The organism is Microbacterium sp. B35-04, assembly GCF_010634885.1.
Taxonomy (GTDB): domain Bacteria; phylum Actinomycetota; class Actinomycetes; order Actinomycetales; family Microbacteriaceae; genus Microbacterium.
On the sequence record NZ_MWLP01000151.1, the window covers coordinates 1 to 647 of the forward strand.

The 647-nt window shown below is 70.6% G+C and carries 1 pseudogene; it reads right to left on the minus strand.

The window, feature by feature from the left end:
• Positions 1-548, minus strand: a pseudogene (locus tag B1729_RS20130) (alkene reductase); the annotation flags it as partial.
• Between the last annotated feature and the right edge of the window lie 99 nt (positions 549-647).

The following is a 647-nucleotide window of genomic DNA, read 5'->3' on the forward strand; positions in this document are numbered from 1 at the left end:
TGGTGCAGCAGGTAGCCGTTCGCCCCGTGGATCTCCACACCGTCCGCGCCGGCCTCGACGGCCTTCGCTGCAGCGTGGCGGAACTCCGCGACCGTCCGCGCGATGTCCTCACCGCTCATCTCGCGCGGCCGCGGAATCGGCTGACGCCCGCTCGGCGTGAACATCTCCACACCGGGCGCGATCGCGGACGGAGCGATCGGCGTGCGATGGTGCGGCGTGTTCTCGGGATGCGACATCCGCCCGACGTGCATGAGCTGCAGCACCAGATGGCCCCCCTCGGAGTGCACGGCGTCGGCCACCTCACGCCAGCCCTCCACATGAGTGGAACGGTAGATACCCGGGGTGTTCAGGTAGCCCTGACCGTCGTCCGAGGGCTGGACGCCTTCGCTGATGAGCAGCCCCAGTGACGCGCGCTGCCGGTAGTACTCCGCCGTGAGCGGGCCGGGCGTGCCATCGGGAAGCGCCCGGCTGCGTGTCATCGGCGCTAACGCGAGGCGGTGGCTCAGCTGCATGCGGCCGACGGTGGCGGTCTCCCACAGCGCGCTCATGCGTTCGCTCCGGCGATGTCGGCAACGTGCACCAGGAGCTTTCCGCGCAGGTGGCCGTCTTCGCTGCGACGGTGCGCCTCGGCGACGCCGTCGAAGGGC